Origin of the sequence: Sphingomonas arabinosi (assembly GCF_036663715.1) — a bacterium.
Lineage (GTDB): Bacteria > Pseudomonadota > Alphaproteobacteria > Sphingomonadales > Sphingomonadaceae > Sphingomonas.
Genome location: NZ_JAXOJN010000001.1, coordinates 344,055 through 370,766 on the forward strand (window position 1 = coordinate 344,055; position 26,712 = coordinate 370,766).

Sequence of the window (26,712 nt, forward strand, 5' to 3'; positions counted from 1 at the left end):
CGATCCGGCACTGTCGTCGGGAGGGTGGGGAGACGGATGATGAAATCGATCTGGACGAGCGTCGCGGTTGCGATGACGATCGCGGCGGGCACCGTGGCGGGCACGACCGCGGCGCAGGCGCAGAAGGTCAGTCCCGCGGTCACCAGCGCACTGGCCAATCCCGCGCGTGCCGACCAGCAAGGCGACGATGCCCGCCGCAAGGCCGCCGACGTTCTCGCATTCTCCGGTGTGCGGCCGGGCAACGTCGTCATCGATTACCTGCCAGGCGCGGGATATTGGACCCGGATCTTCACCGGTGTCGTCGGACCCAAGGGGCATGTCTACGCAGTCTGGCCAGCGGCCGGCGCAAAATACGCCGAGAAGACGCTGCCGGCACTTCAGGCGCGTAACCTCGCCAACGTTACCGCCGTCGTCCAGACCACCAACCTGCCGACTTCGCCCAAGCCGGTCGACCTGTTCTGGACCGTGCAGAATTACCACGACATCGCCAATAACGGCGGCGGCGAGGGCGCGTTGAAGGCATTCGATAAGGCGGTGTTCAACATGCTCAAGCGCGGCGGCATCTACGTCGTTATCGATCATGCGGACGCCCCCGGCAGCGGCCTGAGCGGCACCGAGACGCGGCACCGGATCGATCCGGCCGCGGTGAAGGCGCAGGTCCAGGCGGCAGGGTTCAAGTTCGTTGGCGAGTCCACCGTGCTGCGTAATCCGGCCGACGATCATACCAAGCCGGTGTTCGACCCCGCAATCCGCGGCACGACCGACCAGTTCGTCTACAAGTTCAAAAAGCCGTAAGCGCATCGGCGACTGGTCGACGGCATCCGTGCTCGTCGATCAGTTGCCATCGCCGATAAGCCGCCACCGTCGTTCGGGTGGCGTTCGAGGCGGGACAGTCCTAAGCGACGTCGATGAACGACAAAATTGCTGCCCCATTGATGCGTCCAGGCGAGTTCGTCGCCTTCATCGCCGCGCTGATGGCGGTCAACGCGCTCGGCGTCGACCTGATGCTGCCGGCGCTCGCCGATATCGGTCACCAGCTCGGCATCGCCACCGCGAACCATCGCCAGTGGATCATCACCGCGTACATGCTCGGTTTCGGCGCGGGGCAGCTCGTCTACGGGCCGCTCGCCGATCGCTATGGCCGTCGCATCATCCTGCTCGTCACGCTCACCGGCTTCGTCGCGGCGAGCATCTTCGCGGCTGGATCGCAGACGTTTGCAGCCTTGTTGGGCGCACGCGTTCTCCAGGGGCTGATGTCGGCATCGACGCGCGTACTCGCGGTCGCGATCGTGCGGGATCGGTATTCGGGTCGCCAGATGGCGCGCACGTTGTCCGTGGCGCAGATGATCTTCTTTCTCGTGCCGATCATGGCGCCCAGCCTTGGGCAGGTGTTGCTCGCATTCGGTCCGTGGCGGTTCATCTTCTACGCCTTGGCCGGCTTCGCGGCGTTCGTCCTGGCGTGGTCGATAACGCGGTTGCGTGAAACGCTGCCGGTCGAGCGCCGGTCGCCGCTGTCGCTCGCGTCGCTCCGTCAGGCATACACGCTGACGCTGACCAACCGGTATTCGGCTGGCTATGCGGTCGCGGCGTCGATGACGTTCGGCGGGATCATCGCCTTCGTCTCGTCGGCGCAGCAGATCTTCGTCGACGAGTTCCATGCCGGCGAGCGGTTCACGATCCTGTTCGCGGTCTGCGCGTTTTCGATGGGCTGCGCGTCGTTCGCCAACAGTCGGCTGGTCGAGCGTCTCGGAACGCGGCTCATATCGCAGGCTGCCGTACTGGGGTTGATCGCGCTGTCGGTGATCCACATCGGCGTGATCGCGGCCGGGTCGGAGTCGCTGTGGACCTACATGCTGTTCCAGGCGCTGAGCATGACGTGCATCGGCCTGTGCGGCTCCAATTTCGGCGCGATGGCGATGGAGCCGGTCGGGCATATCGCCGGCACCGCATCCTCGATCCAGGGGTTCATCACCAGCGTCGGCGCGGTGATCGTCGGGTCGCTGATCGGCCAGTCGTACAATGGCACGACCTATCCGCTGGCGATCGGCTATCTTGCGATCGGACTCGGCGTGCTGGCGGTGGTGTACGTGGTCGAAGGCGGCAAGCTGTTCCACGCGCATCACAAGGCCTGATGCGCGTTACGCCCCGACGCCGCGTTCGTGCGCCCAGACGATCGCGGCGCTGCGCCGGTTGACGCCGATCCTCGCATAGAGCCGCGCGACATGGTTGCGGACGGTATTGCGCGACAGGTCGAGCCGGGTGGCGATCGCCGCGTCGTCGAGGTCCTGGCAGATCAGTTCGAGAACCTCGCGCTCGCGCTTGCTGAGTTCGGTGGTCGGGGGCGTGGCGCCCGAGCCAGCGCGCGGATTTCGCAGGGTCGCCAGCTTGTCCATGATCGACCGGCTGAGCCAGTTGGCGTCCTTCATCACCGCGTCGATCGCCTCGACGAGTTCGAGTTCGCCGCGGCGGCGCGCCGATATGTCCTGATACAGCCACAAGACGCAGGGCGTGCCGTCGATGCTGATCCGTTCGGCGGAAACCAGGCAGTCGAGTGTTTCGCCGTTCTTGTGGAGCAGGCGGACGTCTTGGCCGCGAATGCCGTTCCGCTCGCGGATCTCGGTTTCCAGCTCCACGCGCTGAGCGGCATCGTTCCAAAGCTGGAGATCGTCCGCGAACCGGTCGACGACCGCGTGATCGGTGTAGCCGGTGAGGCTCTTGAACGCGGCGTTCACCTCCATGATGCGGTTTTCGTCGCCCCTGGTGATGACCATCGCGACGGGGGCCATCTCGAACACCGACACGAAATGCCGTTCGCTGGCCTGCAACGCCAATTGCGCGCGACGCCGGGGTTCGAGGTCGGCGAACGTGAACAGCAGGCAGTCTTCGTTGGCGAGTTCGATCGGCTGGCCCGCGAGGATGACCAGCGTCTTGTCGCCCCCCGCGAGCGGCAGCTCCGCCTCCAGTTGCGGGACGGTCTTGCCGGCGGCGACGCGTTCCTTGACGAACGGTTTGCGCTCGACCTCGGCGAGGAAGTCGAGATCGAACAGCGTCTTGCCGACGATCTGGTCTCGGTCGTAGCCGGACAGATCGAGGAACCCCTGGTTGACCAGCACATAGCGCTGGTCGGCGACCCGCATGATGAGGGCAGGGGCGGGGTTCGCATGGAACATCGCCTCGAACCGGTCCTCCGCATCGAACCGTTCGGAGACGTCGTTGATGACCATCCCCAGGCAATCGGGATCGCCGCCGTCCTCGTCCATGACGATGTCGCGGACCTGATGCACCCAGCGCGGCTCGTCCGCATCCGGCGACGAGACCTCGACGATCAGGTCGGGAAAGCTTTCGCCGGCTAGCAGCCGCATCAACGGGTATTCGCGGCGTGGCAGCTTGCGACCGTCTCGGTACCGCAACCGGAAGCGCGCCGCGTAATCGTCAGCGGTCTCGCCCAGATCGGCCAACGCCCTGACGCCGTGCATCTTCAACGCCGCCGGGTTCGCGCTGAGGATCATGCCGGTCGGATCCATCAGGATCACCCCTTCGAGCAACCCGGTCATGAGCTGTTCGAGGTGATGCAGCGTCGGGGCATGAAGCGGCTTGCCGTTGGTCTTGGTCATGCCGGTTGAGCGAGCAAAAGGGGGCTCCGGTTCCGCGCCGGCTGCCACATTTGTACCAACGCACCCGGTATGTGAGCACCAATAGCAAAAGCCGGCATATCGGCCGAAACTGAACGGATCAACGATCCCGACTGTTGAGCCTCCTGTACAATCACCATCCAGGAACCTCACTATGAACCTCATCATCCTCCTAATAGTCGGCGGCCTCATCGGTTGGGTTGCCAGCATGATCATGCGCACCGATGCGCAGCAGGGTATCTTCCTTAACATCGTCGTCGGTATCGTCGGCGCGTTGCTGGCCGGCTTCCTGATCACGCCGCTGATCGGTGGCGCATCGATCATGGACGGCGCGGTCAATATCCAGTCGATCCTGATCTCGCTGGTCGGCGCGGTGATCCTGCTCGCGATCGTCAACATGTTTCGTCGCGGTACGGTTCGCTGATCGGACCGGGAGGCGGCGTGGTCGACATGCCGCCTCCCACCCCGCGAACGCCCCCGTTTCAAAAACCAAAGGCTTAGGAGAGTATCATGGCCGTTCGAGCATCCATGGCATGCGGCGCAATACTGCTGGCCTCCAGCGCCCTCGCCCAGACCGCGACGCACGCCGGCGCACACAACCCCGCCGTCAAGAATAACGATGCCGCCCATGTCGCGGCCCCGGCCAAGGGCGCCAATTCCTTCTCCGAGGACCAGGCCCGCGGTCGCCTGACCAAGGCCGGCTATCAGTCGGTTTCGCGCCTGGCGAAGGACAAGGACGGCGTCTGGCGCGGCAGCGCGACCAAGGCCGGCAAGAAGGTCAATGTCGGGCTCGACTACAAGGGCAACGTGACCGCGCGTTGATCCATTTTCCCAGGAGAGAAACGATGACCAAGACCCTTACCCGCCTGTTCGACGATTACTCGGATGCCAAGGCCGCGCTGAACGATCTGGAGCGCATCGGCGTATCGCATGACTCGATCAGCATCGTCGCGAACAACGCCGACGGCGCGCACGGCGATCACGACACGTCGCTAGACGACGTCAACGATCGCGGCGACGTCAGCCGCGGTGTCTCGACTGGTGCGGCCGTGGGCGGGGTCGGTGGCCTGCTCGCCGGGCTCGGCCTGCTCGCGATCCCGGGCTTGGGACCGATCGTCGCGGCTGGTTGGCTCGCATCGACCGTGGTCGGTGCCGGCATCGGTGCGGCTGGCGGTGCTGCAACCGGTACGATCGTCGGTGCACTGAAGGACGCGGGTCACACCGATGACGAAGCCCATGTCTATTCGGAAGGCGTCCGTCGCGGCGGTACCTTGCTGAGCGCACGCGTCGACGACAGTCTGGCCACCGAGGCCGAAGCGGTGCTCGATCGCCATCGTTCGGTCGATGCGACTACGCGTGGTGCGGCGTATCGCCAGGATGGCTGGTCGCGCTTCGACGAGGCGGCGCCTGCGTACACGCGCGACGAAGTGGTTGCCGAGCGTGGCCGCTATGGTTCGGTATCGTCGACGAACTCTACGACCTACTGAACGACGCCTTCACCATCCTTGCCCGCCAGCGTATCGGGCGGTGGGCGTGCCAGCGTCGAAATAGCGAAGGGGTCGGTTTGGGTTCAACCAAACCGACCCCTTCGTCGTTCAATGCTAGGCTAAGGAGCTAGCTGTGCAGCGATCGGCGGAACGTCTCGGGCAGGAACACTAGCCCCACAACCGCCGTCACCGCGCAGGCGAGGATCGGGTACCAGAGGCCATAATAGATATCCCCGGTCGCCGCGACCATCGCGAACGCCGCGGTCGGCAGGAACCCGCCGAACCAGCCATTGCCGATATGATAGGGCAGCGACATCGAGGTGTAGCGGATCCGCGTCGGGAACAGCTCTACCAGCAACGCCGCGATCGGGCCGTAGACCATCGTTACGTACAGCACGAGCAGGACGAGGATCGCGATGACCATCGGCTTGTTGATCTGCGCCGGGTCAGCCTTTTCGGGGTAGCCGACCGCGGTAAGAGCGGTCTTCACTTCGGTACCGAACGTCTTGATCGCCGCCGCCTTTTCGGGCCCCGAAACCACCGCCGGGTTGACGACCGGGATGGTCGCACCGCCAATGTTGATCTGCGCGACGGTGCCTGCCGGTGCGATCACGTTGGTGTACGAGATGCCCGCCTTTGCGAGATACGACTTGGCGATGTCGCACGAGCTGCTGTCGAACTTGTTCTTGCCGACCGGATCGAACTGGACCGAACACTCGTCGGGGTTAGCCACCACAGTGACCGGCGAATTGGCCTGTGCCGCATAGAGCGCCGGATTGGCGGCCTTCGATAGCGCATGGAACAATGGCATGTAGGTCAGCGCGGCGAGCGCGCAGCCGGTCAGGATGATCCACTTGCGCCCGATCTTGTCCGACAGCCAGCCGAAGAAGATGAACGCGGGCGTGGCGATCAGCAGTGCGATCGCGATCAGGATGTTGGTGGTGGGCCCGTCGACGCGGAGATTCTTCTCGAGGAAGAACAGCGCGTAGAACTGGCTGGTGTAGAACACGACGCCCTGGCCGACGACCGCACCGAACAGCGCGATCAGCACGACCTTGAGGTTGCTCCACTGCCCGAACGCTTCGGTCAGCGGCGCCTTCGAGGTCTTGCCCTCGTCCTTCATCTTCTGGAACACCGGGCTCTCTTCGAGCTGCATGCGGATCCAGAGCGACACCGCGAGCAACGCGATCGAGACGATGAACGGAATCCGCCAGCCCCAAGCCGCGAACGCTTCTTCGCCGACCAAAGTGCGCACGCCGATGACGATCAGCAGCGCCGCGAACAGGCCAAGCGAGGCGGTGGTCTGGATGAAGCTGGTGAACAGCCCGCGCTTCTTGTCTGGCGCATGCTCGGCGACGTAGGTCGCGGCACCGCCATATTCGCCGCCGAGCGCGAGGCCCTGCAACAACCGCAGCACGACCAGCGCGATCGGTGCGGCGACGCCAACCGAGGCGTAGCTGGGGAGCAAACCGACCAGGAACGTAGAAAGCCCCATGATCGCCATCGTCACGAGGAAGGTGTTCTTGCGCCCGACGACATCGCCGATCCGCCCGAAGACCAGCGCGCCGAACGGCCGCACCGCGAACCCGGCCGCGAACGCTGCCAGCGCAAAGATGAACCCGGTCGTCTCGTTGACGCCCGAGAAGAACTGCGCGGTGATGATCGTCGCGAGCAGGCCGTAGAGGTAGAAATCATACCATTCGAACACCGCACCCAAGGAAGATGCGATGATGATCAACGGCTGGCTCTGCTTCACGTGACCAAGGGGCGATGCGTCCCCGGTTGTCGTTGCCATGGCGGTATCCTCTCAGGTGGAGCGGTGGGGATTCTGGAGCGTTGGGCAATCAGAACCCGTATTTGAACGCGAATTCGAGGCGGTCGAGCGCGCCGGTGTCGCCCGAAACCAGCTCGCGGACGGCGTGGCGATATTCCACGCCGATGTCGAAGCCCTTGCCCGGCGACCAGAACAGGTTGCCCGCGCCGCCATAGGACTTGGCATTGGCCAGTCCCGTGACGATCACGCCGGCTGGATAATCGGCCGATTGGTAGCTGCCCATGACCGTCGAGTGGATCGCATCGGTCCAGCCGATACGGAACGCCGCGAAGGCCGCGAAATTGTCGATCCGCTCGAGCCGGGTCGCGGTGCCGCCGTAGATTGCGTCGGGGACGTATCCCAATCCTAGGTACCGGCCGATGCCTTGCCCGTAGGTCGCCATGAAGCGCAGGTCATGACGCTTGCCGATCGGAATTTTGCCCGACCCGGAAACGCCCCAGCCGAAGGCGGTATCGTCGCTGCCTAGCGTATCGGTCCGCAGCTCGCGCGCGATGCCGGCCAGCGCGAAATCGCCGAATGTCGGCTTCCAGTTCACGCGTGCCACCACGTCGGGCAGGCGATCGTCGTCCGTGTCGACCAGTGCCGCGTTGGCCGGCAACGCGGTTTCCGTTTCGGGGTTCTCGGCCGCGATCTGCAACGTCAGCCCGGGTCGCAAGGGGATGGAATAACGGACCAGCGCCTGGCGATTGAATACCGTGCCATCCAGCGGACCGACGAAATCGGTCGTTTCCGGCAGCACCGCGATGTTCTGGAAGGTCGACCATTCCTGCCCGACCAGCAAATTGCCATATTCGATGAAGCCACGGCGGAAGGTGGGCGTGTAGGGATTGGTCGCGCGCTGCGCGCCGACCGGCGCCGTCGCGAGCGCGAAATCGAACTCCACAAGCGTCTTGATTTCGGTGCCGTTCATCGGGGTCGCCGTGCTGAACTGCAGGCGGGTCTGGCGCGCGGAAAGGAGCAGATCCTGGCTGGAGAACCCGCCACCGACCGGAATCTGCTGCGGCAGGAAGAATTCCTTGCCCAGCCCGCCGACCGCGACCTCGCCATCGCTGTAGCGGCTGGCAATGACGTTGAGGCGAACGAAGCCGCCCAGCTTGACCGTGGTGTTCCCGACGCGAAAACCGTCGGTCGGTGCCGACTTTGTCGCGGCAGGCCTGGCCTCGGCCACATTGGTCGCGCCGGGCGATCGGCCTGGCGACGCGGGTGCCGCGCTCATCGACGACGCGGTCATGGGATTGGCGGTCATGGGAGGCGCGCTCATCGGAGCCGCGTTCGTTGAGGTCGAGGCGATCGGTGCCGCAGACGTCGCGCGTGCCGCGGTCAGCTCGCCGCGCAGATCCTGCACCGCCGCTTCGAGCGCCTTCAACCGTGTCTCGAGCTCGATCTCGCGTGCCGTCTGCGCCTGCGCCATACCCGGTACCAGCGCAGTTCCGCCAAGCAACGCGGTCAAGGCCAGCCTCGTCTTGAATGCCATCGGTGTCATCCCCGTCTCCGCGCTCTTCCACTGGTCTTACGCGTGGAATGAGCGTCGTGATCATGGCGCATTGCGAACGCTGGGCCATCCCTTACTTTGGTGCGGGATGATCGCCCGAACGCGACCGCGTACAGCGCGGCAAAAGGAGAGCCAGATGACCGAGGCCAGCTATCCCGTCTCCACAGAATGGGCGAAGGACGCCCTGATCGACGCCGCCGCCTATGACCGGATGTATGCCGAGGCCGCGACCGATCCCGACGCGTTCTGGGCGAAGGAGGCCAAGCGCCTCGACTGGATCGTCGCGCCGACCAAGATCAAGGACACGTCGTTCGACGAGAGCGACTTCCACATTCGCTGGTTCGAGGACGGGCAGCTCAACGTCGCAGCCAACTGCGTCGATCGCCACGCCGACGCGCGACCGGACGCGACCGCGATCCTGTGGGAAGGCGACAACCCCGACGAATCCCGCAAGATCAGCTACGCCGAACTGCGCGACGAGGTGTCGAGACTCGCCAACTGCCTTAAGGCGCGCGGCGTAAAGAAGGGCGACCGCGTCACCATCTACCTGCCGATGATTCCCGAGGCGGCGTTCGCGATGCTCGCCTGTGCGCGGATCGGCGCGATCCATTCGGTGGTGTTCGGCGGCTTCTCGCCCGAGAGCCTGTGCAACCGCATCCACGACTGCGACAGCCGCATCGTCATCACTGCCGATGAAGGCCTGCGCGGTGGCAAGACCGTGCCGCTCAAGGCCAATGTCGACGCCGCGCTCGATCACGGCGACCTTGCAGTCGAGGCGGTCATCGTCGTCCGCCGCACCGGCGGCAAGGTCACGATGACCGAAGGCCGCGACTATTGGTATCATGAGTGCGTCGAGGGCCAGTCGACCGACTGCGCACCCGAGCCGATGAATGCCGAGGACCCGCTATTCATCCTCTACACCAGCGGCTCGACCGGCCAGCCCAAGGGCGTGCTCCACTCGACCGGCGGCTATCTGGTGTGGGCGTCGATGACACATGAGTACGTCTTCAATTACCGCCCGGGCGAGATCTTCTGGTGTGCCGCCGATGTCGGCTGGGTCACCGGCCACACCTATTCGCTGTACGGTGCGCTCGCGAACGGTGCGACGACGGTGATGTTCGAAGGCGTGCCGAACTACCCCGATCACAGCCGGTTCTGGCAGATCGTCGACAAATACCAGGTCAACATCCTCTACACCGCCCCGACGGCGCTGCGCTCGCTGATGCGCGAGGGCGACGACTGGGTGACGCGCACCAGCCGCAAGTCGCTCCGCCTGCTCGGCTCGGTCGGCGAACCGATCAATCCCGAGGCGTGGAACTGGTATCATAACGTCGTCGGCGACGGCCGCTGCCCGATCGTCGACACCTGGTGGCAGACCGAAACCGGCGGGCACATGATCAGCCCCCTGCCCGGCGCCACCGCGCTCAAGCCGGGCAGCGCGACCAAGCCGCTGTTCGGCGTGATGCCCGAACTGGTTGACGCGGAGGGCAAAATCCTCGACGGCGCGGTCGAGGGCAATCTCGTCATTGCCGACAGCTGGCCGGGCCAGATGCGGACCGTGTGGAACGATCACGATCGCTTTTTCCAGACGTATTTCTCGACCTACCCCGGCAAGTATTTCACCGGCGACGGCTGCCGCCGCGATGACGACGGCTATTACTGGATCACCGGCCGCGTCGACGACGTCATCAACGTCAGCGGCCACCGCATGGGCACCGCCGAAGTCGAGAGCGCGCTGGTCGCGCATTCGAAGGTCGCCGAAGCCGCAGTCGTCGGCATGCCGCACGACGTGAAGGGCCAGGGCATCTACGCCTATGTCACGCTCAACGCGAACGCCGAGCCGAGCGAGGACTTGCGCAAGGAGCTGGTCCAGTGGGTCCGCCGCGAGATCGGCCCGATCGCGACCCCCGACATCCTCCAGTTCGCGCCCGCCCTGCCCAAGACGCGCTCGGGCAAAATCATGCGGCGTATTTTGCGCAAGATCGCGGAGAACCAGCTGGACCAGCTCGGCGACACCTCGACGCTCGCCGATCCCGCGGTGGTCGATGCCTTGATCGCAGGACGCGAGGAGGCCACTTCAGTCCCGGCATGACGCGCACGATCCTCATCGCCGACGACCACCCGCTGTTCCGCCAGGCGCTCAAACTGGCGGTCAGCCGCGCCGCGCCCGACGCGGTGGTGATCGAGGCGGGGCAGCTTTGCGAGGCGGTCGATGCGGTGCGGGGGGCCGAGCGGCTCGACCTGATCCTGCTCGATCTGCGGATGCCGGGATCGGAAGGATTTGCCGGTGTCGCGTTACTCCACGCCGAACGCCCCGATACGCCGATCATGGTGATTTCCTCGGCGGACGAGGCCGAGGCGGCGCCCCGCGCGCGTGCCTATGGCGCAATTGGCTTCGTTTCGAAGACCGCCGACCTCGCCACGCTGGAAAACGCGGTCGCCCGCGCGTTGGCGGGCGAACGCGACGCGCCAACTGAAGGCGCGCCGGTCGACGAGATGTCCACCCGCGTCGCCAGCCTCACACCGACCGAACTGAAGGTGCTGCTCGGCGTGCTAGCCGGCCGCCTGAACAAGCAGGTCGCGTTCGATCTCGGCGTCTCCGAAGGCACGGTAAAGGGTCACATGACCGCCATCCTGCGCAAACTGGGGGTTCAGAACCGGACCCAGGCGGTGCTTGCGGCGAGGGCGATGGACATCCACTTCGCCGACTAGCCGCGCCATCTCCCCCCACCGTCACCCTGACGAAAGTCAGGGCCCAGAGCCACAATCGATGCCGCCGGTACCCTGGATCCTGACTTTCGTCAGGATGACGTGCTGTGTCCGTGGCTCAATCCTCCCCCTGGCGGGGGAGGATCCGAAGAGGCTCAACTGCCCTGCGCCGCGGCCGCCGAAGCCTCCTCGATGAACCGCCACAGATCCGCGGGTTCAACTGGTTTGGTCAGCACGACCAGCCCCGTACACCGCACATCCTCCACCGCCGCACGGTCCGCGGTCACCAGCGCGATCGCCGGAGCCGGCGTCATCGCCCGCAACCGCGCGACCACGTCGAGCCCGTCCTCTTCTTCGTCCAAGTGGAAGTCGACCAGTGCCACATCCGGCTCCTCGTCCGCAGCCAATTCCATCGCCTCGGCGATCGTCGCGGCCAATAACGGCACGCACCGCCGCGCACGCAACGCCGCGTCGAGCGCCGCGAGGATCGTCGCGTCGTTATCGAGACACAGTACCCGCAACCCCGGCACCAGCGCGCGCGCCGCCGAGGGCGTCGGCAGCGGCACGTCGAACCCTGCAGGCGCAAGCGGCACGCGCACCGCAAACGTAGTCCCCCGCCCCGGCTCGGACCGCAACTCCACCGCCACCCCAAGCAACCGCGCGATCCTCCGGACGATCGCCAGCCCCAGCCCGACGCCACCGCCCGCGCTCCCCTTGCTCTCCAGCCGCTCGAACTCCTCGAAGATTCGCTCGCGGTCCGCCGCCGCGATCCCCGGCCCATTGTCGCGAACCTCGATCAGCACGTCGCCACCCCGCCGCCGCGCGCCGATCCAGATCCGCCCATCCGCCGAATAACGCACCGCGTTCGACAGGAAATTCTGCAGGATCGAGCGAAGCAAGGATCGATCGGTGGCCACGCTGAACGCGCCCGGATGCGACGCCAGCACCAGCCCACGCTCGCCCGCCAACGGGCGGAACTGCGCCGCCAACTCCTCGATCAGCGCGCCAACCGCGAACCGCTCGACCTTCGGCACCACGCCCCCCGCATCGAGCCGCGACACGTCGAGCAGCGCGCGCAGCAACGTGTCCGCCGATCCGATCGCGCCATCGATCGCGCGCACCAGTTCGCCCTGATGCGGTGCCTTGCCTTCGTCCAGTGCAGCGCAGAACAGCCGCGCCGCGTGCAACGGCTGCAGCAAATCATGGCTCGCCGCGGCAAGGAACCGCGTCTTGTCGCGCGTCGCGGTCTCCGCGACCGCGCGCGCCTCGTCCAGCATGGCGTTCGACTGGGCGAGATCCTGCGTCCGCGCCGCAACCCGCGCCTCTAGGTCAGCCTGCGCCTCCTTCTCCGCGGTAATATCCGTGAAACTCTGCACGTACCCGCCGCCCGGCATCGGTCGCCCGACCATCTTGATCCAGCGCCCCGACGGCCGCTGCCGCTCGAAACTGTGCGGCGTGCCGCGCGCGAGATGTGCCACCCGCCGCCCGACATGCGCCGCGATATCGCCGACCCCCTCGCGCTCGGCATTGTAGCGGATCAGGTCGGCGATCGAGCAACCGACCACGACATACCCCTCGGGATAGTCGAACATCTCGACATAGCGCGGATTCCACGCGACTAGCCTCAGGTCTGCGTCAATCACGCTAACCCCCGGATCGATCGTCTCCAGCGTTGCCGACAGCAACGTCCGCGAGAACCGCAGCGAGCGCCCGCGCTGGTCGAGGAGGCGTACCACGTCGCTGACGTCGATTGCGGATCCAGCAATGCTCGACGCGACGATCTTCCGCGCCGACGGAGCACCGATGACGCCCGCGATCAGCCGCTCGGCCGTGCGTGCGGCGGGACCATCGATCGGCGCACGCAGGTCTGGCGATGCCACGCCGATCGCCTCCGCCTCGCCGTCGCCGACGAACCGAGCGACCAGCATCCGCAATTCGCCGAGCGTCGTGACGTGGTCGAGCGCGGCGTTTCCCCGGTGCCGCTCGCGCAGGTGCAAGCCCGTCATCAGCGCGACGTTGACACCCAGGCTCCACACCGTGCCATTCACCAGCGGCGAGCCGATCCGCCAGCCGAGCAACGCGTCCGGATCGAGCCAGCCGCGCGTGAATTGCGCCAGCATCGGGCCGATGCTCTCGCCGATCGACGGCAGCAACAGGCAGTAGATCCAGACGATCACCCCACCGATCAGCCCGGCACGCGCCGCGGTATGATTGGCGAAGTTCCAGCCGACCGTCGCGATCAACGCAGGCGCGAACTGCGCGACGCCTGCGAACGCGATCAGCCCGATCGAGGCGAGCGGCAGGTCCGCGCCGAGGCTCCGGCCATATAGTAGCGCAACCGCGACGATCGCGGCGATGATGACCCGCCGCACGCGCAACATCCGCCGCCCAAGCTCGCCCTCGCCTGCCTCACCGTGCCGTCGGAGCAGCAGCGGCGCGAGCAGGTCGTTGGTCGCCATCGTCGACAGCGCGATCGTCTCGACCACTACCATCGCCGTCGCTGCCGAGAACCCGCCGATGAACGCGATCAGCGCGACGAGGTTCTCGCCCTGCTGCAACGGCACCGCGAGCACGTACAGATCGGGCTCGGCATCGCCCGGCAGCAGCGTCATCCCTGCCAGCGCCAGCGGCAGGACCAGCAGCGAGATCACCACCATATAGGCGATGAACGGCCAGCGCCCCCGCGCCACCGCATCGGGACCGCGCGCCTCGATCACCCCGACATAGAATTGCCGGGGGAGGCACAGGATCGCCAGCGCCGACAACAGCGTCCGCACCCAGAAATCAGATGTCAGCGTTGCCCAGGTAAAGCCCGTCTCGAGCCGGGCCAAAGGTGCCTCGATCGTCGTCGCCGGTACGTCGGCGAGCAGCGCCATCGTCACCACCCCGAGCACGATGAAGCACAGCAGCTTGATCAGCGACTCCGCCGCGATCGCCGCGACCACGCCGGGATTGCGCCCCGCAACTTCATATCGTCGGGCGCCAAAGACGATCGCAAACACCGCGAGCAGCAGTGCGACGAACGTGCCGACCTCCGCCGAACTCCCGACACCGGCAATCGCACCGAAACTGAGCGTCACCGACCGCAACTGGAGCGCGATATACGGCACCGACGCGAGCAGCGCCGTTCCCGCGACGATCGCCGCAGTCCCCCGACTGCGCCCATAGCGCGCGGAAATAAAGTCCGAGATCGAACTCGACCCTTCCTCGCGCGCCAGCTGCACCAGCCGCGCGAGAAACTTCGGCGCTAGCAGGAACACCAAAGCCGGCCCGAGATAGATGGCGAGGTAATCCCACCCCCGCGTCGCCGCCGTGCCGACCCCGCCGAAGAACGTCCAGCTGCTGCAATACACCGCAAGTGACAGCGGATAGGCGATCCGCTGGAGCCGCGTCGACAGCCCGCGACGGTCGACGATCCAGGCAATCCCGAACAACAGCGCGCCGTAGGTCAGGATCGCGACGATGACACTTGGCCCGACGATGGCAGCGCTCCGGTTCAGGATGGAACCAACGATCTAGCACAGGACACGCGTCCGCCGTCGATAGGTATGTGAGGGGGCGCTGTGGCTAGCGGCTTGCACCGGTCATCCGCCCGCGCTATCGCCGCACCGCTCCCGCGTCGGAACACTACCGGGAGCCTGCTTGGAAATTCAACGGTTTCAAGCGCGTGCGGGTATAGTACAATGGTAGTACAGCAGCCTTCCAAGCTGAATACACGGGTTCGATTCCCGTTACCCGCTCCACCCCACCCGTAAAAAGCCGCTGCGTGCCTACGGGTCAGACCCGTAGGTAGCGGTAGTACCAGACCTCATGGCCCTGCCGCCGGGCTTTCCGCTCGTAACGGGTCTCGGGCCAGTCGTCGGGACGGGTCAGGAAATCGTGCGGCGTCTTCGTCTGCCATTCGAAATCGCGGCGCGCGTTCATAATCATCATCGACCAGCGGCAATAGGTCGGGTCGTCGGTGCCGAGCCGGAATTCGGCGCCCGGCTTGAGCTTGGCGGCGATCGTGTCGAGCGGGCCGTGATTGACCATGCGGCGCTTGGCGTGGCGCGCCTTTCGCCACGGATCGGGATGCAGTAGGTAAAGCCGCTCCAGACTTGCGTCGGGCAGTCGTTCGATCACTTCGAGCGCATCGCCCATATGCAACCGAACATTGGTCAGTTCGCCATCGCGGATATGTGCGAGCGCACCGACCACGCCGTTAAGGAACGGCTCGCAGCCAATGAAGCCGACGTCGGGGTTTATCGCGGCCTGGCCGGCAAGATGCTCGCCCGCACCGAAGCCGATCTCGACGTGCAGGGGACGATTGTCGCCGAACAGCGTGATCGCATCGATCGGGCCGTCCTCGGGCACGGACAGGTCGGCAAGCGTTTCCTCGACGAGCGCGGCTTGGCCGAGACGCAGCTTGTGGCCCTGGCGACGGCCATAGAGGCGGCGGATAACAGAAGGATCGTTCATCGCCGCGTGCCCTAGCGGGCGATTGCGTCGGAGCAAAGCACCGCGCGAACCGTTGCATCCTCGTAATGGTCGACAACGCTTCCAATCCGCCCGGCGAAAACGTCGAGGATCTCAAGGCCGCCGATGCGCAGGACCTGCACAAGGCCGTCCGCGAGGCTGGCGAGGATGAGCTTGATCGTTCGATATCCTCGCTGTTCTTTTCCGGGCTCGCTGCGGGCACGGCGATCGCCAGCTCGCTGATCGCGGAGGGGGCGCTTCACGCGGCAATTCCCGATACGCCGTGGCGATCGATCGTCGTGTCGCTCGGCTATCCGATCGGCTTTCTGGTCGTCGTCCTCGGTCGGATGCAGTTGTTCACCGAGAGCACGATCACCGCGATGCTACCGCTGGTGACCAAGCCGTCGGGCTGGGCATTGCGACGGACCTTGCGGCTCTGGAGCGTCGTGCTGGGCGCCAACCTGATCGGGACCGCGCTGGCCGGCGGGATGATCGCGGCAGGCCTGCTCGGCGGTAACGAGCTTCGTACTGCAATGATCGAGGTGTCGATGCGGATCACCGAACTCTCGCCGGGTGCAACGTTCGTCAATGCGATCCCGGCCGGATTCATGATCGCGATCCTCGCTTGGTCGCTGCCGAATGCGCGCGAACAGTCGTTCCTTGTAATTTTCGCGATTACCTATGTGGTCGCGATCGGCGCGTTCAGCCATTCGATCGTCGGATCGGTAGAGGCATGGCTGCTGCTGTTTTCGGGCAAGGTCGGCATCGGGGAAGCGCTTGGTGGCCTCATGGTGCCGGCGATCCTCGGCAACTTGCTGGGCGGTGCAGGGTTGTTCGCGCTGTTGGCGCATGCACAGGTGCGTGGCGAAATGGACGGACAGGGCGAGACGTGATGGGCAAGACCAAGGAAGCTGCGAAAGCCGTCGAGAAGGCGGACCGCAAGGCAACGCACAAGGCCGCCAAGCACCGCGACGAGCCACTGGTCAAGGCGACCGGTTTTCTCGCGGAAATCGGTGACCAGCCGCAGCTCGTCGCTACCTCGATCGGTACGGTCGTGATCGGCGTGATCGCACGCAGGCCGGATGTGATCCGTGGCGGCGTGCGGATGCTGGCGGCACATGCAGCAGCGACCTTCGTCAAGTCCGCGATCAAGGCATCGATAGATCGGACGCGTCCTGAAAAGGCGATTGAGGATGGCAATGCGCGGTTCGAGCCGGGTGAAAGCCGTGACCACGATCAGAGCTCGTTTCCTTCCGGCCATACCGCCGGCGCGGTCGCGGTCGCCCGTGCGGTGTCGCGTGACATCCAAGGCGCGGGTGGGCCAGCCGCGTTGATTTCAGGTGCGGTCGCAGCAGCGCAACCGGTGAACGGGAAGCATTATCTGTCCGATCTCGTCGTCGGTGCCGCCGTCGGCTGGATCGCGGAAGCACTCGTCAGCGCGGTGTTCGACCGGGTTGCGCCGTTGGTCGAGACGGCGGTAGCGGACAAGGCGCCCTTGCTGATCGAGCATGCGAAGGCCTAAGCCGCCATGGGTAGCGCGGTGTGGCTTGTTGACCACAGATGCTGGCGAGAATGAATATTCGTATTGATGTGCAAGGGGATAGCGGAACCGTTACGCGGGCGTGACGGTTGCTGCCGCATCGTAACCAGAACGGACTATCCCTATGAAGAAGATCTCCATCGCCATCACGCTCGCCGCTATGGCCGTCTCGCTTGCAGCCTGCGGCGGTAAGGGCGACGACTCGCTCGGCAGCCAAGTCGAGAAGTCCGCCGACAACCGTGCCGATGCTCTCGAAGCGACCGCCGACAACCTCGAGGATCAGGCCGAGGCCGTTCGCGATAACGCCGAGCAGCAGTCGGACGCGATCGACGATGCCGACGTGAATGCACAGGCGATGCCGCGGGCGCAGAAGGATGCTCTGGTCAACGGCAGCGAAAAGCTCCGCTGACCTTTTAGGCGCAAATTTGCGCCAGCGTTAGGGCCGCCCTTCGGTACACCGGGGGGCGGCTTTGACGTTTTGAATGGTTGGATTCGAACGGCCCGGCTCGACCGGTCGATACAAGAGGGACACGGCAATGATCGACAGGCGTCGACTGGAAACGGGGGGCTTCATCACCTTCCTGGTGGCGATCACGATCGCTTTATGCGTGGTCGTGTCGTCGTTCGCGGCGGCGCTGCTCTGGAGCGCGCTGGCGGCGATCCTGTTCCAGTCCCTGTATCACTGGCTACTCAAGCGCTGGCCGGAACGCCGTAATCTCGCCGCGGCGCTGACGCTGCTGATCATCTTCGTCGCGGTGATCGTGCCGACGCTGTTCATCGGCAGCCTGGTGATCGACCAGTCCGCCTCGGTCTATGCCAAGCTGCAGAGCGGGCAGATCAACTTCGGCGCGTATTTCCAGCAGATCCACGACGCGCTGCCCAACCGGATCCAGGGCGCGCTCGACAAGGCCGGGCTCAACAGCTTCGAACAGGCGCAGTCGCGCGTGTCGACCATCCTCGGCAACAGCGTTCGCTCGATCGCCGGCCAAGCTCTGTCGATCGGCCGCAATGCCGCCGCGTTCCTGCTGTCGTTCGGCGTCGGGCTGTACGTGACCTTCTTCCTGCTCCGCGATGGCGACAAGGTCGGGCCGGCGATCCGCCGCTCGCTGCCGTTCGAGCATTCGGTGGCGGAGAAACTCGTCGACAAGTTCGTCGCGGTGGTGCGTGCGACGATCAAGGGATCGGTGATCGTCGGGCTCGTCCAGGGTGCGCTCGGCGGCCTGACGTTCTGGCTCGTTGGTGTACCGGCCGCGCTGTTATGGGGCCTGCTGATGGCGCTGACGTCGCTGCTGCCCGCACTGGGCCCCGCGATCGTGTGGGTGCCGGTCGCGGTGTACCTGCTCGCGACGGGCGCCATCTGGCAGGGTGTGGTCGTGATCGTCTCGGGCGTGGTGGTGATCGGCCTGGCCGACAACATCCTGCGTCCGATCCTGGTCGGCCGCGACACGGGTATTCCGGATTATATCGTGCTGGTAACCACGCTGGGCGGGATCGAACTGGTGGGCCTCAGCGGCATCGTCGTCGGCCCGCTGGTCGCGGCGCTGTTCCTCACGGCGTGGCAGATCTTGACTGAGCAGCGGCATGCCCAGCCGATCCAAAGTCTCGAAGATTGATCAACTCGTTCTCCTGTGAACGCAGGAGCCAAGGATACCAAGCGCAACGATCGTGACCATGGATTCCTGCGTTCGCAGGAGAACAAGCTAAAAAGCCTCCCGCGGACCCGTCCGCGGGAGGCTTTTTCACAACCTCAAACCCGTTGCGATCAGGCGACGGCAGCCTTCAGCGCATCGACCAGATCGGTCTTCTCCCAGGTGAACGTGTCACCTTGCGGCTCGCGACCGAAATGCCCGTACGCCGCAGTCTTCTTGTAGATCGGCGCGTTGAGCTTCAGATGCTCGCGGATGCCCTTCGGCGTCAGGCGAACGAGCTTCGGCAGGACCGATTCGAGCTTGGCTTCCTCGACAGTGCCGGTGCCATGCGTGTCGACATAGACAGACAGCGGCTCGGCGATGCCGATCGCGTAGCTCAGCTGGATCGTGCAACGACGCGCGAGACCGGCCGCAACGACGTTCTTCGCAAGATAGCGTGCGACATAGGCAGCCGAGCGATCGACCTTCGTCGGATCCTTGCCCGAGAACGCGCCGCCGCCATGCGGGGCCGCGCCGCCGTAGGTGTCGACGATGATCTTGCGCCCGGTAAGGCCTGCGTCGCCGTCTGGGCCGCCGATCTCGAACTGGCCGGTCGGGTTGATGTAGATCGCGGTGTCGTCGGTGATGAAGCCGTCGGGCAGCACGTCCTTGAACACGCCCATGACATAGTCGCGCAGCACCGCGTACTTGGCGGGATCGGCGTTATCGCCCTTCTCGCAATAGCCCGGCGCATGCTGCGTCGAGACGACCAGGGCGGTCGCGCCGACTGGCACTTCGTTCTCGTACGACAGCGTCACCTGGCTCTTCGCGTCGGGCTCGAGGAACGGCGCCGCGCCCGAATGGCGGTCTTCGGCCATTTTGGCGAGGATCTTGTGGCTGTAATACAGCGTCGCGGGCATCAGGCCCGGGGTCTCGTCGGTCGCGTAGCCGAACATGATGCCCTGGTCGCCGGCGCCCTCGTCCTTGTTGCCGCTCTCGTCGACGCCCATCGCGATGTGCGCGGACTGGCCGTGGAGGTTGTTCTCGAAGCGGAACGTCTCCCAGTGGAAGCCGGTCTGCGCGTAGCCGATCTCCTTGACGGTGTTGCGCACCGCAGCCTCGATCTCTTCGAGCACGCCGTCGGCCCACTGGTCGTTCTCGTAGATGCCCTTGCCGCGGATTTCACCGGCGAGGACGACGAGCTGCGTGGTCGTCAGCGTTTCGCAGGCGATGCGCGCCTGCGGGTCCTTGGCGAGGAACAGGTCGACGATCGTGTCGCTGATCTGGTCGGCGACCTTGTCGGGATGGCCTTCGGAGACCGATTCGGAAGTGAAGAGGAAAGACTTGCGCATGCGGGCCTCTTTGCCATGCTCTGGAACGAGCGTCATATAAGGAAAGCTTTATATGACCCTAGCGCTGGCGACGGCGCAGAGCAACCGCAGTGACGAGCATCAGCGCGGCTACGATCGCCGCCATCGCGTTGCCGACACGCGAGAACAAAGTGGGGGGCAACGCGGAAGGCATCGGTTGCTCTATTGCGCCAGCGGTCTCGTGTGGAACGGTCGCTACGAGGTGGCCATCGGCGGCAATGATCGCCGAGATACCGGTCGGGGTCGCGCGGAGGATCGGCAAGCCTTCCTCGATCGCGCGCATCCGGGCCTGCGCAAGATGCTGCGGCGGTCCCCATTTGCCAAACCACGCATCGTTCGAAGGATTGAACAGGATACGCGGCCGATGCGCGCGGTCGACGACCTCACCCGCGAAGATGATCTCGTAGCAGATCTGCATCCCGATCGAACCGAAGCCGGGCAGCGTCAGGTTTGCGGGGCCCTTGCCCGAGGTGAAGTCGATGTCCCCGGGGACAAGCCGCGCCAGGCCCAGCGGCTTCAGCAGCCACGGCATCGGCAGATATTCGCCGTACGGTACGAGATGCGCCTTGTCGTACCGCCCCCGCAGCCGCGCCTGAGCGTCGAGCGCGAATACCGAATTCGCGGCGCTCGAGATCTCGTCCTTGGCGTTGAACTCGAGCGCGGTGCCGCCGATCAGCAGGATGTCCTCGGGCCCTAGCAGCCGGGCCATGCGGCGGCGGAGGTAGAGCGGGCTCGACCAGCCATAGGCGTAGAACGGATAGCCGTCCTCGACGTAATCGCGCACGACGCCCTCGGGCCAGACGACCAGGCGCGGGGTGGTGCCGCCTTGGCCGGACAGTTTCTCCAGCGCGGTGAGCACGCGTTCGCCGTCGGTCTCGCTGCGGTCTTCCTGGCCTATGTCGGGCTGGACCACGCGGACCAAAGACGTGCCGGGCACTGGCGGCGGCGCATTGGTCCAGAGCGCGGATATCGCCGCGAGGGTGAGGGTGGGAATGGCAATCGCCGGCAGAGTCCAGCGGCGGACAGCGAGCATCAGCAGCGCGCCCGCGGCGAGGATCGTCACCCCCGACAGTGCATACGTCCCGACCCAAGCCGACAGCCGCGCGACGCCGATCGCGGGCAGCCAGACGACGCTCAGCGGGTCCCAGGCGTATCCGGTGAACAGCGTCGCCCGCAGCCACTCGGTCGCGATCCACGCCGCGCCGAAGACCAGCACGAACGTCGTGTCGGGTCGGTCGGCCCGCCGTGCGATCCGCCAGGCGAGCGCGCCTGCGAGCATCGGGAACAGCGCTAGATACAGCGCGAGGCCGACCGCGGCGAAATACCCCAGCACCGGCGGCATCGCGTCCTGGAAGTCGAACGCGTGCTGGAACCAGTTGTTGTTGACGGTGAAATGCCCGACCCCGAACACCCACCCACGCCACAACACGGCGCGCAGGGTCGGCGCATCGTGAACGAGCTTCATCCACACCGCGAACGCGATCAGCGTCAGCGGCCAGAGGTCGAGCGGGGCGAAGCCGGTGGCGGCGAGCGCGCCGAGGATGAGGCAGGCGAGGGCGGGGTAGCGGTTCACGGTCGCGCTATGGCGTGGCGGAGGGGGTGGGGCAATGTTTTAGCCTTGGGATGATCGAGCCCGTCGGCTGCATTCATCGTGGCTCCCCGATGAGGCACCACCCCGGCGGAGGCCGGGGCCCAGTTGGAAAGGTGATAGTAACGAAGCGCTGTCCGCCGTTGGCAACGTCCCCCAACTGGACCCCGGCCTCCGCCGGGGAGGTGCAGGGGGATGGGAAAGTGTCCGATCGGCAAGGGCGCGATGGGTGGTGCATGGGGGAAGGGCACCGGCGCCAAACCTTGTTCTCCCGCGAAGGCGGGAGTCCAGCCTGGGCTCCCGCCTTCGCGGGAGAACAAGAGAGGGCTACTGACTTAACGGTGGAGGAAATCCCCCACCGAAAACCCCGGGTCGACGAACCCCGGACCACGACCTATCCTCAGCCCATGACCCTCCGCCCCTTCCACCTCGCCTTCCCCGTCCACGACCTTAGCGCCGCCCGCACCTTCTACGGCGCCACGCTTGGCTGCCGCGAAGGCCGCTCCAGCGACCAATGGATCGACTTCGACCTGTTCGGCCACCAGATCGTCGCGCATCTCGACCCCTCCGCCAAACCCGTCGCGGTCGAGAATGCGGTCGATGGCCATGCCGTCCCCGTGCCGCATTTCGGCGTCGTCCTGACGATGGACGACTGGACCACGCTCTCCGAACGCGTCACCGCCGCGGGCGTAAAGTTCGGGATCGCGCCCTATGTCCGCTTCAAGGGCGAGCCCGGCGAGCAGGCGACGATGTTCTTTTGCGATCCCAGCGGCAACGCTCTCGAGTTCAAGGCGTTCGCCAACGACGACATGCTTTTCGCGACTTAAGGACTATTCATGGCCAACCCCATCACCGTCGACGTTCCCCATCAGCTCGGCAAGGCGGCAGTCCGCGCGCGGCTCGATGGGGGGATCGGGAAGATCAACGACAAGATTCCGGGCGGGTCGGTGACCGATCAGCGTTGGGAGGGCGATACGTTGCACTTCACCGTCCAGGCGATGGGCCAGACGATCGTCAGCGCGGTCACCGTGTTCGAGACCAACGTCCACGCGGTCGTCGACCTGCCCGGCATCCTCGGCCTGTTCGCGAGCAAGGTGCAGGACATGATCCGCAAGGAAGCGCCGAAGCTCCTGCGCTGAACTCAGGCCGGCGCGCGACGATAGAGGTCGAACGCCGCCCTGGCGCCGACGATGGCCTGCTCGACCCAGGCTTCGTCGGCAGGCTCGTCGTCGATCGCGGCGAGCAACGCGCGCCACTCGCCGGACAGATGCTTCGCGCCTAGATACGCCGACGGCATGCCTTCGGGCACCGATCGCGACAGCATGATGCCGCCGAGCCGCGACCCCTCGACCACATACATCGCGCCCCACCCCGCGGCAGTGCTCGGCGGGACGTCGAAGACCATCGGCGCGGGCATGTCTTCACCCAGCGCGGCGAGATCCTCGGCCAGCGCGTCTCCCCGCGACCGGAACGCAGCGAGCCCCGGAATAGCCGCCAGCCAAGCCTCGACCGCGGGCAACGCCCTGGCATGCGCGATCAGGAACGCGCGGTAATCGTCCGCATCGCTCAGGTCATAGCGTCCGAACCCGGCATCGACCGCGTCGTGATCGCTCGACGTCGCTGCCCGGAGTCGCGCGACGGTCGAAAGCCCGTCCGTCAACAGCAGCGTCCCCCGCCCTTGCTGCCGTACCGAGCCTCCTGCCGATCGCGGAAGAACGCGCGTTCGTCCATCGGCACGTGGTCCGGATGCCGCTCGGCCATGTGCTGGCGATAGGCGGCGTAGGACGGCACGCCGACCATCAGCAGCGCGGTTTCGCGCGCCTTGGCATAGAGCGCGCGGATCATTCCGCGGCCACCAGCTGCGGCGGGACTTCGGTGACCGTCGGCCGGTCGATCTTCAGCGCGGCGAGACACGTGCGAACGCCGAAGAACACGATCGACAGCACTACGGCGAGGAACAGCGCACACAGCCCGGCGTCGATCCGGTCGTTGAGCACGATCCGCTGCATCTCCGCCATCGTCTTGGCCGGCGCGAGCAACTCACCGCGCGCCGCGGCATCGGCGAATTTCGACGCATGCGCGAGGAAGCCGACCTTCGGATCGCTCGCGAACAGCTTCATCAGCCCGGCGGTGATCGTGCACAGGCACAGCCACGCGGCGGGCAGGATCGTCACCCACGCGTAACGCTGGCGTTTCATGCGGAACAGCACGACCGTGGCCAGCACGAGCGCGACCGCGGCGAGCATCTGGTTCGAGATCCCGAACAGCGGCCACAGCGTGTTCACGCCGCCGAGCGGATCGGTGACGCCCTGATACAGGAAGAAGCCCCAGGCGGTCACGCAGAGCGCGGTCGCGATCAGGCCGGGCACGATCGCGGAGGCATTGCGGAACGACGGTATCGCGAGCCCGATCAAATCTTGCAACATGAACCGCCCGGCGCGCGTCCCCGCATCGACCGCGGTGAGGATGAACAGCGCCTCGAACAGGATCGCGAAGTGATACCAGAACGCCTTCATCGCCTGCCCGCCGATCAGGTTGCTGAAGATCTCCGCCATCGCCACCGCCAGCGTCGGCGCGCCGCCTGTCCGGCTGACGATCGTGGTCTCGCCGACGTCCTTCGCGGTCTGCGCGAGGAGTTCGGGCGTGATCGGGAAGCCCATCGCGGTGACCGCGGTCGCGGCGGAGGCGAAGTCGGTGCCGACCACCGCTGCCGGGCTGTTCATCGCGAAATACACGCCGGGATCGAGGATCGACGCACCGACCAGCGCCATGATCGCGACGAAGCTCTCCATCAGCATCGCGCCATAGCCGATGAACTGCGCGTCGCCTTCGCTGGCGATCAGCTTCGGCGTGGTCCCGCTGGCGATCAGCGCGTGGAAGCCGGAGACGGCGCCGCACGCGATCGTGATGAACAGGAACGGGAAGAGCCCGCCCGACCAGACCGGGCCGGATCCGTCGATGAACGGGGTCAGCGCAGGCATCCGCAGCGGCGGCGCGACGACGGCGATGCCGATCGCGAGCGCGACGATCGCGCCGATCTTGAGGAAGGTCGACAGGTAGTCGCGGGGTGCCAGCAGCAGCCACACGGGGAGGACGGAGGCGACCGCGCCGTAGCCGACCATGAGGACGCAGAGCTGGACCGGGGTCAGCGTGAACAGCGGCGCGAGCGTCGGCGATGCGGCGACCGTCCCGCCATAGACGATCGCGGCGAGCAGCCCGATGACGCCGAGAATGGAGACTTCGCCGACCTTTCCGGGCCGGATCCAGCGGGTGTAGATCCCCATCAGGAAGGCCAGCGGGATCGTCGCGGCGACCGTGAAGAGGCCCCATGGGCTGCCTGCGAGCGCGCGGACAACGATCAGCGCGAGCACGGCCAGAATGATGACCATGATCGCGAACGCGCCGATCAGCGCGATCACGCCGGGGATCGCACCCATTTCCATGCGGATCAGCTCGCCCAGCGACCGCCCGTCGCGGCGCATCGAGATGAACAGGATCATGAAATCCTGCACTGCACCCGCGAGCACGACGCCGGCGAGGATCCAGAGCGTGCCGGGGAGGTAGCCCATCTGGGCGGCGAGCACCGGGCCGACGAGCGGGCCGGCACCCGCGATGGCGGCGAAATGGTGGCCGAACAGGACGTTGCGGTCGGTCGCGACATAGTCGAGGCCGTCGGCGCGGCGGAGCGCGGGGGTTGGTCGGCTCGGGTCGAGCTGCATGACGTGGCGGGCGATGTAGCGTGCGTAGAACCGGTACGCGATCAGCTGGACCGAGACCGCGGCGGTGACGATCCACAACGCGTTGACGTGCTCGCCCCGCTCGAACGCGACGACTGCCAGTGCGCAGGCTGCGAGCAGGGCGAGGGCGCCCCAGCCGATCTTCTCGCGTAGTGTCATTGCGTTCGCCCTCCCTTGCGGTCCGTGCTGGCGACATCGCGTATTCGCGGGCGGAGCGCTAGCCTAGATTGGGCTCGGCTCTGACTGCGAGCCCCGCCCCGGTGGCGAACTCCACCCCGGCGGAGGCCGGGGCCCAATTGGAAAGGTTGCCGTAATGGAGTGGGGAGCGTCGCCATTGCCGTCCCCCAATTAGGCCCCGGCCTTCGCCGGGGTGGTGACGTTTGTGATCCACACCGAGGCTGTTCCCCCGCGGATGCGGGGGGCCAGTTGAATACCGTGGCATGCCGCCATCCTCGACCCCCGCCTTCGCGGGGGAACGGTAGATGCTCGGGTTTCCGTTGAGGCGGATGCATGTTGAGGCGGATGACCGTTGAGGTGCTTCTACGATTGGGGATGCCGGCGTGAGGCCCGTTCGAGAGGGCGCCACCTTTTGTGGTGTCGACGAAGAAAACCGCCGCCCTTACTTCGCTCCCCTCCCTGGAAGGGAGGGGCTGGGGGTGGGTTGGGTGGTTTGAGCCACTACGGACGGTGTATGTGGAGGCCGACCCACCCCCTACCCCTCCCTTTCAGGGGGGGGGGAAGGATAGGTCGTCGAGGCGGGCGTACGGAACGGCACCCCGGCGAAGGCCGGGGCCCAGTTGGTGAAGTCGTAGTAACGGAGCGGGGGCATCTTCACCGCCGTCCCCCAACTGGGCCCCGGCCTTCGCCCGGGTGGTGGCGTGTTGGGGCGAGGTTTCTTGCTTGCCAGGCGTTGGTGAGATTTTAGCCGGTCCGGTGCGCGCTTGTTGCGTTGGACAGCAGGTTTGACCTCGAAAAATTCAACCGATCAGACTTCGTTCGTCACCCCGGCGGAAGTCGTTCCCCCGCGGATGCGGGGGGCCAGCTTAATACCGTGGTATGCCGCTATCCTGGATCCCCGCCTTCGCGGGGGAACGGTAGATGCTCGGGTGTCTGTTAAGCCGGATGGCCGTTGAGGCGGATGACCGTTGATCCGGGTGTCCGTTGATGTGATTCTACGATTGGGACTGCCGGCGTGGGGCCTGTTCGAGAGGGGCGCCACCTTTTGTGGTGTCGACCACGA

General features: G+C 65.8%; 23 protein-coding genes and 1 tRNA gene. 14 read left to right on the forward strand and 10 right to left on the reverse strand.

Features of this window, described 5'->3' with window-relative positions; genetic code table 11:
- Positions 1 to 39: 39 nt before the first annotated feature.
- Both U1708_RS01585 and U1708_RS01590 read left to right on the forward strand, forming a co-directional pair.
- Positions 40 to 795, forward strand: a complete 756-nt coding sequence (locus tag U1708_RS01585) for a class I SAM-dependent methyltransferase (RefSeq protein WP_332742049.1) — start codon at positions 40 to 42, stop codon at positions 793 to 795.
- 140 nt (positions 796 to 935) lie between these two features.
- Positions 936 to 2,132, forward strand: a complete 1,197-nt coding sequence (locus U1708_RS01590; protein ID WP_332742590.1) for a multidrug effflux MFS transporter — start codon at positions 936 to 938, stop codon at positions 2,130 to 2,132.
- A gap of 6 nt (positions 2,133 to 2,138) precedes the next feature.
- Here U1708_RS01590 and U1708_RS01595 read toward each other — a convergent pair whose 3' ends face one another.
- Positions 2,139 to 3,614: a PAS domain S-box protein gene (locus tag U1708_RS01595; RefSeq protein WP_332742051.1), complete on the reverse strand. Its 1,476-nt coding sequence runs from the start codon at positions 3,612 to 3,614 to the stop codon at positions 2,139 to 2,141.
- Between the two features lie 172 nt (positions 3,615 to 3,786).
- Between U1708_RS01595 and U1708_RS01600 the strand changes: the two genes are divergently transcribed.
- The 3 genes from U1708_RS01600 (at position 3,787) to U1708_RS01610 (ending at position 5,119) form a co-directional block, all read left to right on the forward strand.
- Complete coding sequence (locus U1708_RS01600; protein ID WP_307087214.1) at positions 3,787 to 4,056, forward strand: GlsB/YeaQ/YmgE family stress response membrane protein; 270 nt, start codon at positions 3,787 to 3,789, stop codon at positions 4,054 to 4,056.
- Between the two features lie 86 nt (positions 4,057 to 4,142).
- A complete protein-coding gene (locus U1708_RS01605; RefSeq protein WP_332742054.1) occupies positions 4,143 to 4,454 on the forward strand; it encodes a hypothetical protein in 312 nt (103 codons plus the stop codon).
- Positions 4,455 to 4,477: 23 nt separating this feature from the next.
- Positions 4,478 to 5,119, forward strand: a complete 642-nt coding sequence (locus U1708_RS01610; protein WP_332742056.1) for a hypothetical protein — start codon at positions 4,478 to 4,480, stop codon at positions 5,117 to 5,119.
- 127 nt (positions 5,120 to 5,246) lie between these two features.
- Here the strand turns inward: U1708_RS01610 and U1708_RS01615 are convergent, their stop codons facing one another.
- Together U1708_RS01615 and U1708_RS01620 are read right to left on the reverse strand one after the other, a co-directional pair.
- Positions 5,247 to 6,914 carry an MFS transporter gene (locus U1708_RS01615; RefSeq protein WP_332742058.1) on the reverse strand — a complete coding sequence of 556 codons (1,668 nt, stop codon included), beginning with the start codon at positions 6,912 to 6,914 and terminating at the stop codon, positions 5,247 to 5,249.
- A gap of 49 nt (positions 6,915 to 6,963) precedes the next feature.
- Positions 6,964 to 8,427 (reverse strand): DcaP family trimeric outer membrane transporter, encoded by a 1,464-nt coding sequence (locus tag U1708_RS01620; RefSeq protein WP_332742060.1) that lies wholly within the window; start codon positions 8,425 to 8,427, stop codon positions 6,964 to 6,966.
- Between the two features lie 154 nt (positions 8,428 to 8,581).
- Between U1708_RS01620 and acs the strand changes: the two genes are divergently transcribed.
- Both acs and U1708_RS01630 read left to right on the forward strand, forming a co-directional pair.
- On the forward strand, positions 8,582 to 10,537 hold the full coding sequence (gene acs / locus U1708_RS01625; RefSeq protein ID WP_332742062.1) for an acetate--CoA ligase: 1,956 nt from the start codon (positions 8,582 to 8,584) through the stop codon (positions 10,535 to 10,537).
- Positions 10,534 to 11,157: a response regulator transcription factor gene (locus U1708_RS01630; RefSeq protein WP_332742064.1), complete on the forward strand. Its 624-nt coding sequence runs from the start codon at positions 10,534 to 10,536 to the stop codon at positions 11,155 to 11,157. Before acs ends, U1708_RS01630 begins: the two co-directional genes overlap by 4 nt.
- Positions 11,158 to 11,309: 152 nt before the next feature.
- Here U1708_RS01630 and U1708_RS01635 read toward each other — a convergent pair whose 3' ends face one another.
- Positions 11,310 to 14,588, reverse strand: a complete 3,279-nt coding sequence (locus U1708_RS01635) for a PAS-domain containing protein (RefSeq protein WP_332742066.1) — start codon at positions 14,586 to 14,588, stop codon at positions 11,310 to 11,312.
- 235 nt (positions 14,589 to 14,823) lie between these two features.
- Between U1708_RS01635 and U1708_RS01640 the strand changes: the two genes are divergently transcribed.
- A tRNA-Gly gene (locus U1708_RS01640) sits at positions 14,824 to 14,897 on the forward strand.
- Between the two features lie 34 nt (positions 14,898 to 14,931).
- Here U1708_RS01640 and trmB read toward each other — a convergent pair.
- Positions 14,932 to 15,612, reverse strand: a complete 681-nt coding sequence (trmB, locus tag U1708_RS01645; RefSeq protein WP_332742068.1) for a tRNA (guanosine(46)-N7)-methyltransferase TrmB — start codon at positions 15,610 to 15,612, stop codon at positions 14,932 to 14,934.
- Between the two features lie 65 nt (positions 15,613 to 15,677).
- On the opposite strand from trmB, the gene U1708_RS01650 reads away from it, so the two are divergent.
- The 4 genes from U1708_RS01650 to U1708_RS01665 all read left to right on the forward strand — a co-directional run bounded on the left by U1708_RS01650 (position 15,678) and on the right by U1708_RS01665 (position 18,762).
- On the forward strand, positions 15,678 to 16,502 hold the full coding sequence (locus U1708_RS01650; RefSeq protein WP_332742070.1) for a formate/nitrite transporter family protein: 825 nt from the start codon (positions 15,678 to 15,680) through the stop codon (positions 16,500 to 16,502).
- The gene (locus U1708_RS01655; protein ID WP_332742071.1) at positions 16,502 to 17,131 is read left to right on the forward strand and encodes a phosphatase PAP2 family protein; all 630 of its coding nucleotides are present in this window, start codon (positions 16,502 to 16,504) and stop codon (positions 17,129 to 17,131) included. The genes U1708_RS01650 and U1708_RS01655 overlap by 1 nt, the downstream gene beginning before the upstream one ends.
- A gap of 142 nt (positions 17,132 to 17,273) precedes the next feature.
- Positions 17,274 to 17,558, forward strand: coding sequence for an LptM family lipoprotein (locus U1708_RS01660; protein WP_332742072.1), 285 nt, complete (start codon positions 17,274 to 17,276; stop codon positions 17,556 to 17,558).
- Between the two features lie 127 nt (positions 17,559 to 17,685).
- Complete coding sequence (locus U1708_RS01665; protein WP_332742074.1) at positions 17,686 to 18,762, forward strand: AI-2E family transporter; 1,077 nt, start codon at positions 17,686 to 17,688, stop codon at positions 18,760 to 18,762.
- A gap of 149 nt (positions 18,763 to 18,911) precedes the next feature.
- Here the strand turns inward: U1708_RS01665 and metK are convergent, their stop codons facing one another.
- Positions 18,912 to 20,129 carry a methionine adenosyltransferase gene (gene metK, locus U1708_RS01670; RefSeq protein WP_332742076.1) on the reverse strand — a complete coding sequence of 406 codons (1,218 nt, stop codon included), beginning with the start codon at positions 20,127 to 20,129 and terminating at the stop codon, positions 18,912 to 18,914.
- A 58-nt stretch (positions 20,130 to 20,187) separates the two neighbouring features.
- The gene (gene lnt / locus U1708_RS01675; protein WP_332742077.1) at positions 20,188 to 21,720 is read right to left on the reverse strand and encodes an apolipoprotein N-acyltransferase; all 1,533 of its coding nucleotides are present in this window, start codon (positions 21,718 to 21,720) and stop codon (positions 20,188 to 20,190) included.
- A 422-nt stretch (positions 21,721 to 22,142) separates the two neighbouring features.
- Here lnt and U1708_RS01680 point away from each other — a divergent pair, with 422 nt between their 5' ends.
- Entirely contained in the window at positions 22,143 to 22,562 is a 420-nt protein-coding gene (locus U1708_RS01680; protein WP_332742078.1) for a VOC family protein, read from the forward strand.
- A gap of 9 nt (positions 22,563 to 22,571) precedes the next feature.
- Entirely contained in the window at positions 22,572 to 22,874 is a 303-nt protein-coding gene (locus U1708_RS01685; RefSeq protein WP_332742079.1) for a polyhydroxyalkanoic acid system family protein, read from the forward strand.
- A 2-nt stretch (positions 22,875 to 22,876) separates the two neighbouring features.
- Here U1708_RS01685 and U1708_RS01690 read toward each other — a convergent pair whose 3' ends face one another.
- The 3 genes from U1708_RS01690 to U1708_RS01700 are packed head-to-tail and all read right to left on the reverse strand — an operon-like array spanning position 22,877 to position 25,631.
- Positions 22,877 to 23,395 (reverse strand): biliverdin-producing heme oxygenase, encoded by a 519-nt coding sequence (locus tag U1708_RS01690; protein ID WP_332742080.1) that lies wholly within the window; start codon positions 23,393 to 23,395, stop codon positions 22,877 to 22,879.
- Positions 23,392 to 23,580 carry a YbdD/YjiX family protein gene (locus U1708_RS01695; RefSeq protein WP_332742081.1) on the reverse strand — a complete coding sequence of 63 codons (189 nt, stop codon included), beginning with the start codon at positions 23,578 to 23,580 and terminating at the stop codon, positions 23,392 to 23,394. Before U1708_RS01695 ends, U1708_RS01690 begins: the two co-directional genes overlap by 4 nt.
- Entirely contained in the window at positions 23,577 to 25,631 is a 2,055-nt protein-coding gene (locus tag U1708_RS01700) for a carbon starvation CstA family protein (RefSeq protein WP_332742083.1), read from the reverse strand. The genes U1708_RS01695 and U1708_RS01700 overlap by 4 nt, the downstream gene beginning before the upstream one ends.
- Between the last annotated feature and the right edge of the window lie 1,081 nt (positions 25,632 to 26,712).

Coding starts and splice junctions, on each gene's coding strand:
- U1708_RS01585 (WP_332742049.1), top strand. CDS start 40: ATGAAATCGATCTGGACGAGCGTCGCGGTTGCGATGACGATCGCGGCG.
- U1708_RS01590 (WP_332742590.1), top strand. CDS start 936: ATGCGTCCAGGCGAGTTCGTCGCCTTCATCGCCGCGCTGATGGCGGTC.
- U1708_RS01595 (WP_332742051.1), bottom strand. CDS start 3,614: ATGACCAAGACCAACGGCAAGCCGCTTCATGCCCCGACGCTGCATCAC.
- U1708_RS01600 (WP_307087214.1), top strand. CDS start 3,787: ATGAACCTCATCATCCTCCTAATAGTCGGCGGCCTCATCGGTTGGGTT.
- U1708_RS01605 (WP_332742054.1), top strand. CDS start 4,143: ATGGCCGTTCGAGCATCCATGGCATGCGGCGCAATACTGCTGGCCTCC.
- U1708_RS01610 (WP_332742056.1), top strand. CDS start 4,478: ATGACCAAGACCCTTACCCGCCTGTTCGACGATTACTCGGATGCCAAG.
- U1708_RS01615 (WP_332742058.1), bottom strand. CDS start 6,914: ATGGCAACGACAACCGGGGACGCATCGCCCCTTGGTCACGTGAAGCAG.
- U1708_RS01620 (WP_332742060.1), bottom strand. CDS start 8,427: ATGGCATTCAAGACGAGGCTGGCCTTGACCGCGTTGCTTGGCGGAACT.
- acs (WP_332742062.1), top strand. CDS start 8,582: ATGACCGAGGCCAGCTATCCCGTCTCCACAGAATGGGCGAAGGACGCC.
- U1708_RS01630 (WP_332742064.1), top strand. CDS start 10,534: ATGACGCGCACGATCCTCATCGCCGACGACCACCCGCTGTTCCGCCAG.
- trmB (WP_332742068.1), bottom strand. CDS start 15,612: ATGAACGATCCTTCTGTTATCCGCCGCCTCTATGGCCGTCGCCAGGGC.
- U1708_RS01650 (WP_332742070.1), top strand. CDS start 15,678: ATGGTCGACAACGCTTCCAATCCGCCCGGCGAAAACGTCGAGGATCTC.
- U1708_RS01655 (WP_332742071.1), top strand. CDS start 16,502: ATGGGCAAGACCAAGGAAGCTGCGAAAGCCGTCGAGAAGGCGGACCGC.
- U1708_RS01660 (WP_332742072.1), top strand. CDS start 17,274: ATGAAGAAGATCTCCATCGCCATCACGCTCGCCGCTATGGCCGTCTCG.
- U1708_RS01665 (WP_332742074.1), top strand. CDS start 17,686: ATGATCGACAGGCGTCGACTGGAAACGGGGGGCTTCATCACCTTCCTG.
- metK (WP_332742076.1), bottom strand. CDS start 20,129: ATGCGCAAGTCTTTCCTCTTCACTTCCGAATCGGTCTCCGAAGGCCAT.
- U1708_RS01680 (WP_332742078.1), top strand. CDS start 22,143: ATGACCCTCCGCCCCTTCCACCTCGCCTTCCCCGTCCACGACCTTAGC.
- U1708_RS01685 (WP_332742079.1), top strand. CDS start 22,572: ATGGCCAACCCCATCACCGTCGACGTTCCCCATCAGCTCGGCAAGGCG.
- U1708_RS01695 (WP_332742081.1), bottom strand. CDS start 23,580: ATGATCCGCGCGCTCTATGCCAAGGCGCGCGAAACCGCGCTGCTGATG.
- U1708_RS01700 (WP_332742083.1), bottom strand. CDS start 25,631: ATGACACTACGCGAGAAGATCGGCTGGGGCGCCCTCGCCCTGCTCGCA.